Source organism: Cohnella sp. GbtcB17, assembly GCF_019091135.1.
Lineage (GTDB): Bacteria > Bacillota > Bacilli > Paenibacillales > Paenibacillaceae > Cohnella.
Genome location: NZ_JAGXJW010000112.1, coordinates 1 through 7,553 on the forward strand (window position 1 = coordinate 1; position 7,553 = coordinate 7,553).

The following is a 7,553-nucleotide window of genomic DNA, read 5'->3' on the forward strand; positions in this document are numbered from 1 at the left end:
AGACGACGTGAGCGAAGCCGTCGCCCAGGCCAGCAGCGTCCTCCACATCGAGGACGGCCGCGTCGAGCTGGACGTGCGGATCGAGCTGGCGCGCCCGAGAGAGCGCGACAGCGGCTTCGCCTATTACGAGCGGCTGATTCTGGATCGCGTACTGGGACGCCGGGAAGACGAAGCGCTGTCGTCCCGGGAACGCAAGCTGAGCTATACGATCTGATTTGAACAGGAGGAATCGCGATGCGCAACGTATCCATTCGCCGGTCTATTACCGGCATCCCCGTCTATATTCCAGCCAAAGCCGCCGGACCGTCCGCCGAAGCGGACGCGCCCCCCGTTCGCTCCATCCGGCTCTCGGCGAACGAGACGACGCTCGGCGCGTCTCCGCTCGCCGTCGAGGCTGTCCGGCGGGCGGCCGCCGACTTGTTTTTATACCCCGATCCGCATCAGACGTCGCTAAGAGAGAAGCTCGCCCTCAAGCTGGGCGTCGGCGAGGATCAGCTGATTTTCGGCAACGGCTCCTTCGAACTGCTCTCGTTGTCCGCGCTGGCATTCCTGAACGAAGGGGACGAGTCGGTGTACCCGGTCCCTTCCTTCGGTTGGTACCGGATCGCGACGCTCGCCGCCGGCGGCATCCCCGTCGAGGTCGCGCTTGACGGCGACCATCGGATCGATCTGGCCGCTGTCCGGTCCGCGGTCACGGACGCCACGCGGCTCGTCTGGCTGTGCAACCCGAACAATCCGACCGGCACCTATTTAAACGCCTCGGAGCTTGACGGTTTTCTACATGGACTGCCGGACGGCATCGCGGTCGTCGTCGACGAAGCGTACTTCGAGTACGCTTCGCCGGCCGATTTTCCCGATACCGTCCGGCTACTCGACCGATATCCGAACCTCATCGTGCTTCGCACCTTTTCCAAAGCTTACGGGTTGGCAGGCCTGCGGGTCGGCTACGGCATCGCAGGCGCCGAGACCGTACGCGCGATCAACCGGATCCGTCCGCCGCTCAACGTGAACCGCCTGGCGGAAGCGGCGGCTGTGGCCAGTCTCGACGACGAGGCGCACGTCCGTGCGGTTCTGGACAACAACAGCGAAGGCAAAGCTTTTTACGTAAAATCGTGTCGCGAGCTCGGACTCTCCTACATTCCGTCGGAGACGAACTTCATCATGGTCGACTTGGGCAGGGATAGCGGACCGGTATACGAGCTGCTGCTGCGGGACGGCATTCAGTTGCGGGCCGGACGAGAGTTCGGCATGCCGACCTGGCTTCGTGTCACGATCGGACGCTCGGAAGAGAACCGGGCGGTCGTAGATGCGCTAAGGAACGCCTTGCAGCCTTCGGCGCGTTAAAAAGAGATGGTCTTTCAAGCTCTTCATATCAATGCGAAAGCTCTAATAGGAAGCGCAACAAGCAAAACGGGATGATGCAGGGGGGTTTCCTGCTTCATCCCGTTTTGCGATTTATTAGAGCGTCTGGGACAGCCCAAAGCGTCTGGAGCCTCGGCACGCGGGGTGGAACAGTGCGTTAATTTGCTTATGCAGCGGGGCAATGGCGCCGGCGTGCCCCGCGGCAGGCGCCATGGTGCACATATTCGGTGCACCAGCGCGGCATTAGCGCCGACATGCCTCGCGGCCGGCGCCATGGTGCACATATTCGGTGCACCATGGCGCCGGCGTGCCCCGCGGCAGGTGCCATGGTGCACATATTCGGTGCACCAGCGCGGCATTAGCGCCGGCGCGCCTCGCGGCCGGCGCCATGGTGCACATATTCAGTGCACCAGCGCGGCATTAGCGCCGGCACGCCCCGCGGCAGGCGCCATGGTGCACATATTCGGTGCACCAGCGCGGCATTAGCGCCGGCACGCCTCACCGCCGGCGCCTTTTTTGTCTTATACCTGCACAGAAGCCCTTGCAAGCGTATACCGGTTAGCCGGGATCGGCACGCCCAGATTGCCGCGAAGCGTGTCGGCTTCGTATTCCGTGCGGTAGATGCCGCGTTCTTGCAGGATCGGCACCACGAGCTCGACAAAGTCGTTCAAGCCGCTCGGGAGCGTCGAATGGATGATGAAGCCGTCGGCGGCTTCTTCTTCGTGCCACTGCTGAAGCTGGTCCGCGATCCGCTCCGGCGTGCCGATGAACTGGCCGCGAGGCGTCGCCGCGCGAAGCGCCACCTGACGCAGCGTCAGCCCTTGCTCGCGCGCGTCCTTCTTGATCTTGTCCGTGCCGCTTCGGAAGCTGTTGCTGCCAAGATCGCCGACGTCCGGGAACGGCTCGTCAAGCGGGTACTGAGAGAAGTCGTGGTGCTCGAAAAACCGGCCGAGGTAATCAAGCGCTTTATCGATCGAGACGAGATTCGCGATCTCCTCGTATTTGCGCTCCGCCTCCTCCTGCGTGCGTCCGATGATCGGTCCGATGCCGGGCAGGATCACGATGTCGTCGCGCGAACGGCCGAAGGCGACCGCCCGGTCTTTGACGTCCTTGTAAAAAATCTTCGCCTCCTGCAGATTTTCCTGGCCGGTGAAGACGGCGTCGGCTTCCTTGGCCGCCAGGTTTTTGCCGCTCTCCGAGGAGCCTGCCTGGAAGATGGCCGGCTGCCCCTGCTAGGAACGCGCGACGTTGAGCGGGCCTTCGACGGAGAAGTACTTGCCCTTATGGTTCAGCTTGTGCATTTTAGAAGGATCGAAAAACACGCCGGAAGCCTTGTCGCGCACAAAGGCGTCGTCCTCCCACGAATCCCATAGCCCCTTCGTCACCGCCAGGTACTCTTCGGCGATTTGGTAGCGCTCGTCGTGGCTCGGATGCTCCGTCTTCCCGTAGTTGCGGGCGGAGCCTTCGAGCGGGGAAGTGACGACATTCCAGCCTGCGCGTCCGCCGCTGATCTGGTCGAGCGAGCCGAATTGGCGCGCTACCGTAAACGGCTCGCTGTACGAGGAAGACAGCGTGCCGACAAGCCCGATCTTTTTTGTGACGGCCGCAAGCGCGGACAAAATGGTGATCGGTTCGAAGCGATTCAGAAAATGCGGAATCGACTTTTCGTTGATATAAAGACCGTCTGCGATAAAGACGAGATCGAACAAGCCTTCTTCCGCCTTTTGCGCGGCCTGTACGTAGTACGGAAGGCTGACGCTCGCGTCGGACGGAATTTCCGGATGTCTCCAGGCCGAGATATTGCCGCCGACGCCGTGGATGAGGGCGCCGAACTTCAGCTTTTTGCGTGCGCTCATTTTATAGCCTCCTTTAATTGGGGGGGGATATTCAGATCTTCAGCAGTGCGGCGTCGTTCAGGTGGAGCCGGTAGCTCTTGACGAGGATGTCGCCGTTGTAAATGTCTTTGTCGAAGGCGCGCTCGAAGCCGAGGCGCTCGTATAGGCGAACGGCGGATGCCATGAGATCGGAGGTGTGCAGGTGCAGCGTATCGCCGCCGTGCGCCTTGGCGCGAATCGCAGACTCTCGGAGCAGCGCGGTGGCGACGCCTTGGCCGCGGGCTTCGGGACTCACGGCGATCAGGCGGACGATCGGGGATTCGATGCCGAGATCGCGCCCGTAGGCGACGATCGAGGAGTCGAACAGCACCGCGCTGCCGACGAGCTTGCCTTCCCGCTCGGCTACCAGACGGGCGAACGGTCCTGGCGCGTCGACCGAAGCCGCGATATTGTTCTTATACTCGATCCAGCGTTCCTCGGGCATCGTGCCCTCGTATTCGCCGTAAGCCGCGAGCAGCACCTCCCGGATCGCCTCGCGGTCGCGGTCCTCGGCGTCACGGACCCTAATATCCGATTGCGCCATCGTTCAGGCCCCCTCTCGTGCGGCAGCCGTCGTCCCGAGTCCGCCTGCCGCCGATTCAGCCGCTTTGATCCGGTCGATCTGGCCCAGATGATGCTTCGCATGCGATGCGAAGCCGCGCACGACGTCGGCGAGCGTCACCCGGTCGCCCTTGGCGTTAATCGCCTCCTTCTCCCAATCCGCGGGCGACAGCCTGCGCAGCAGGCGCGCATTGTAAGCGACCAGCGAGCGGAAACCCTCCAGCACGTCGGCAACCTCCGCCTCGTTGCCGTACTGGCCTTCGACCCACGGATCTTGGCTGAACGCAGGCAGACGCACCTGCGAGCCGGACAAAATCTCGCGAATGCGGAACGACACGACGATCAGATGATCGGCCAGATGCACGAGCACTTCGGTCGCGCTCCATTTGCCCGGACCCGGCTTCCAGGTCAGCGCGGCGACGTCCAGTCCGCGGACGGCGTCCGTCAGCCAATCGTAAGTACTCGTAAACGCGTCGATGTCGGCGTTGTGATTGCTCATTCAAAAGACCTCCTTATGGGGTGGAAACGGCGGTTGCCGACGAGAAACGGGAGAACGAAAACGGCAGCAGGTCTTGCGGAGGAACGCCGGATGCGGTCCATTCGGCCAGTGCCTCGCCGATCGCGCTCGCGAACTTGAAGCCGTTGTCCGAGAAGCCGCCGGCGAGCAGCACGCCGGGAAGCTCCGGATGCGCGTCGATCAGAAACTGTTCGTCCGGGGACAGCTCGTATTTGCATGCCGCGCCGTGGATCAGGCGGCCTTCGGCGCCGGGAAGAAATTCGCGAAGCGCCGCCCGCAGGTCGGCTTCGTCCTCCGGATACGCGCCGAAGGACTCGAAGCGCTCGCCGGGCTGCCACGGACGGCCGCCGTCGTGCCGGCCGATCTTGACGCCGGCGCCGCCGATGCTCGGGAACCCGTAGTATCCGCCCGCCGGACCGCCGAACGTGAAGCCCGGCAGATGACCTGCGCCATAGAGTCGTTCGTCGGCCTCGAACCAGCCGACGACCTTGCGGACCGCCCGGATCGGCAGCGTCACGCTCGGTTCCAGCGATTTGAACCAGGCGCCGGCGGTGATGAGCGCTTGGCCGGCCGCGTATTCGCCGCGGTTCGTTTTTACCGTGAGCGAGCCTTTGCGCGCCTCGATGCCAAGGACGGCAGTATCGGTCAGCAGCTCCGCGCCGGCCGCCAGCGCTTCGCGCCGGTACGCCGCGACGCAGCGCTCGCTGTACAAATAGCCGGCGTCCGGCTCGAATAGACCGCGGTAATGCGCAGGCACCTTCCACCCCGGCCATCGCCGCATAATCTCCGAAGCGTCCAGCGACTCGTAGCGAATGCCCTCGCTATCGGCGTCGGCGAACCGTCCGTCGTAAGCGTAGACGTCCCGATCGCTCACGTTCAGGACACCCGACCGTTCGAGCAGCCGCTCGCCCGTCCGTTCCTCCAGCTCCCGCCAGAGGGCGTCGGCCCGAAGCGCGAGCCTGACATAATGCGGGCCGCCGTGGTATACATGGCGGATGAGCCGGGGCTCGCCATGATGGCTGCCGCCCGTGTGCGGCGGATCGAACGCATCGACGAGCAGCGTCTTCAGACCGCGGGCAGCCAGATGGTAGCCCGCGCTCATCCCCATCGAGCCTGCGCCGACGACGATGACGTCGTACGAATGAGAGCCGCTCACGGCCTCGTACCCGCTTCGGCACGCGCTGCGACCGGGTCCGGGCCGGCGTCGTCGCCGGACAATTCCGCTAGCGCTTCAAGCGCCGCCGATGCCAGGTACGCAGCCGCCTGCGGGAGCGCGGCTTCGTCGACGTCGAACGCCGGATGATGCCACTCGCGCAAACCGTTCGTGCCGAGGAAGACGAACGCCCCTGGCGCTTCCTTGAGATACAACGCGAAGTCCTCGCCTGCCGGCGACGGCTTCGGCTCCACGACCGCGAGGCCCGCCCGCTCGGCAGCCTTCGCCGCCGTACGGGCCCACCGCGCATCGTTGACGACCGGCGGCGGACCGCCGGTCCAGCGTGTACGCGCGGTTGTTCCGAAGGCGGCCGCCACGCCGTCGACCACCTGTTCAAAGCGGCGGCGCACCTCGGCGCGAACGCCTTCGTCGAACGTGCGGATCGTGCCGTCGAAGATCGCTTTTTCCGGAATGACGTTCCAGGACGTGCCCGCGCTGAGCCGCGTGACGCTGACGACCGCGCTGTCGAGCGAACTGACGTTGCGGCTGACGATGCTCTGCAGCGCCGTCAGCATATGCGCTGCCGTCACGAGCGGGTCGAGTCCCGCCTCCGGCACGGCGGCGTGCGTGCCTTTGCCGTCGACCTCGACCGCGAAGCCGTCCGCGGCCGCCATGATCGGGCCGGTTCGGATGCCGACCGTGCCGACCGGCAGGTCCGGCTTGTTGTGCAGGCCGAACACCGCGGCAACGCCCTCAAGCGCGCCGCTCTCGATGACCTGCGCGGCGCCCTTCGCCTTTTCCTCCGCCGGCTGGAACAGCAGTCGCACCGTGCCCGGCAGCTCCGCTTCCCGGCGTTTCAGCAGCACGGCGGCGCCGATCAATGCGGCCGTATGAAAATCGTGACCGCAGGCGTGCATGACGCCGGGCCGCCGCGAGGCGAACGGCAATCCCGTCTCCTCCTGGATCGGCAGCGCGTCGATGTCCGCGCGCAGCGCAACGACCGGGCCGCCAAGCAAGCCGCCGATCTCGGCGACGAGACCGGTCTTCAGCGGGTAATCCGCAATGCGCACACCTTCCTGCCGCAGCCATTCTCGGATCGCCGCAGTCGTCTCGTACTCTTCGCCGGACAGCTCCGGGTTGGCGTGCAGATGGCGGCGTATGTCGATCAAATGCCTCTCGAGCGGCCTATCTGCAGTCAGACTCATCTCATGTCCCTCCTTCGGTCTTGCGGTCATGATGGAACAGGCAACCGCCTTACACGCGCTTGCTGTCGGTCAGCCGCTCATCAAAAATTACTCGACGCCGACCGGCAGCTCCTCGAACGCTTCCTTGATCAACCGTATCGAACGCTCGCGCTTCTCGAAGTCCGCCAAAATCGTCGTAAACAGCAGCTCCTGCACGCCGTAAGTATCGGCCAGCGTAAGCAACCGTTCGCGTACCTGCTCCTTCGTACCGCGGGTGATGTCCGCGTCGCGCACCTCCGCCGTAAACGTCTCGCCGGCCTGCCGGGCGAACTCCTCGGCCTGCTCGAGCGTGCCGACGTTAACGGTCTTGCCGCTTGCCAGCGTGACACGCACATTTTTGAATTCGCCCGCCAGCTCGGCGGCTTCCGCCTCGGTGTCCGATGCGATAACCGACAATGCGAGGATCGCCCTGGGCCGGCGGCCCGTACTGTAGTCGAAGTTCGTGCGGTACGTCTCGAAGGCGCGCGCCGCCGTCTCCGGGTCGTTGTTGATGAACAGCGCGAACGCGTACGGATACCCGCGCCTGGCCGCCAGCTCGGCGCTCGACACGCTCGTACCGAGCAGATGGATCGCCGCCGGCGCAGCGGGCAGCGGGTTCGCCTGGACGCCGGCGAGCGGGTGCGCTTCGCCCGCAGGGCCGCTCAGATACTGCTCGAGCTCGCCGAGCTTGCTCTCGAGATCCGCGGTCTGGCCGGCTTCGCCTTGCAGCGCGCGCGTCGACCGCGGCAGTCCGCCTGGCGCGCGCCCGACGCCCAGCTCAACGCGGCCCGGCGAGAGCGTCGCGAGCACGTTGAAGTTCTCGGCGTCCTTATACGGGCTGTAGTGGTGCAGCCTGACGCCCC

Annotated in this window: 6 protein-coding genes and 2 pseudogenes; 2 read left to right on the plus strand and 6 right to left on the minus strand. The window is 64.9% G+C overall.

Annotated elements, in window-relative coordinates:
• Together ssuB and hisC are read left to right on the plus strand one after the other, a co-directional pair.
• Positions 1 to 214 (plus strand): annotated as a pseudogene (gene ssuB, locus KVT38_RS32630) (aliphatic sulfonate ABC transporter ATP-binding protein); the annotation flags it as partial.
• A gap of 20 nt (positions 215 to 234) precedes the next feature.
• Positions 235 to 1,344 (plus strand): histidinol-phosphate transaminase, encoded by a 1,110-nt coding sequence (gene hisC, locus KVT38_RS32635; protein WP_217597926.1) that lies wholly within the window; start codon positions 235 to 237, stop codon positions 1,342 to 1,344.
• Between the two features lie 539 nt (positions 1,345 to 1,883).
• On the opposite strand, the pseudogene KVT38_RS32640 reads toward hisC, so the two are convergent.
• The 6 genes and pseudogenes from KVT38_RS32640 to KVT38_RS32665 form a co-directional block, all read right to left on the minus strand.
• Positions 1,884 to 3,218, minus strand: a pseudogene (locus KVT38_RS32640) (LLM class flavin-dependent oxidoreductase).
• 31 nt (positions 3,219 to 3,249) lie between these two features.
• Entirely contained in the window at positions 3,250 to 3,780 is a 531-nt protein-coding gene (locus KVT38_RS32645) for a GNAT family N-acetyltransferase (protein ID WP_217597927.1), read from the minus strand.
• Between the two features lie 3 nt (positions 3,781 to 3,783).
• A complete protein-coding gene (locus KVT38_RS32650) occupies positions 3,784 to 4,296 on the minus strand; it encodes a DinB family protein (protein WP_217597928.1) in 513 nt (170 codons plus the stop codon).
• A gap of 13 nt (positions 4,297 to 4,309) precedes the next feature.
• Positions 4,310 to 5,470, minus strand: a complete 1,161-nt coding sequence (gene solA, locus KVT38_RS32655; RefSeq protein ID WP_217597929.1) for an N-methyl-L-tryptophan oxidase — start codon at positions 5,468 to 5,470, stop codon at positions 4,310 to 4,312.
• Positions 5,467 to 6,672: an amidohydrolase gene (locus KVT38_RS32660; protein WP_217597930.1), complete on the minus strand. Its 1,206-nt coding sequence runs from the start codon at positions 6,670 to 6,672 to the stop codon at positions 5,467 to 5,469. The genes solA and KVT38_RS32660 overlap by 4 nt, the downstream gene beginning before the upstream one ends.
• A gap of 87 nt (positions 6,673 to 6,759) precedes the next feature.
• The coding region (locus KVT38_RS32665; RefSeq protein WP_217597931.1) for an MsnO8 family LLM class oxidoreductase at positions 6,760 to 7,553 on the minus strand (794 nt) is incomplete at its 5' end.

Bases quoted from the DNA above. Each gene is read 5' to 3' on its own strand.
- hisC (WP_217597926.1), top strand. From the start codon at position 235: ATGCGCAACGTATCCATTCGCCGGTCTATTACCGGCATCCCCGTCTAT.
- KVT38_RS32645 (WP_217597927.1), bottom strand. From the start codon at position 3,780: ATGGCGCAATCGGATATTAGGGTCCGTGACGCCGAGGACCGCGACCGC.
- KVT38_RS32650 (WP_217597928.1), bottom strand. From the start codon at position 4,296: ATGAGCAATCACAACGCCGACATCGACGCGTTTACGAGTACTTACGAT.
- KVT38_RS32660 (WP_217597930.1), bottom strand. From the start codon at position 6,672: ATGAGTCTGACTGCAGATAGGCCGCTCGAGAGGCATTTGATCGACATA.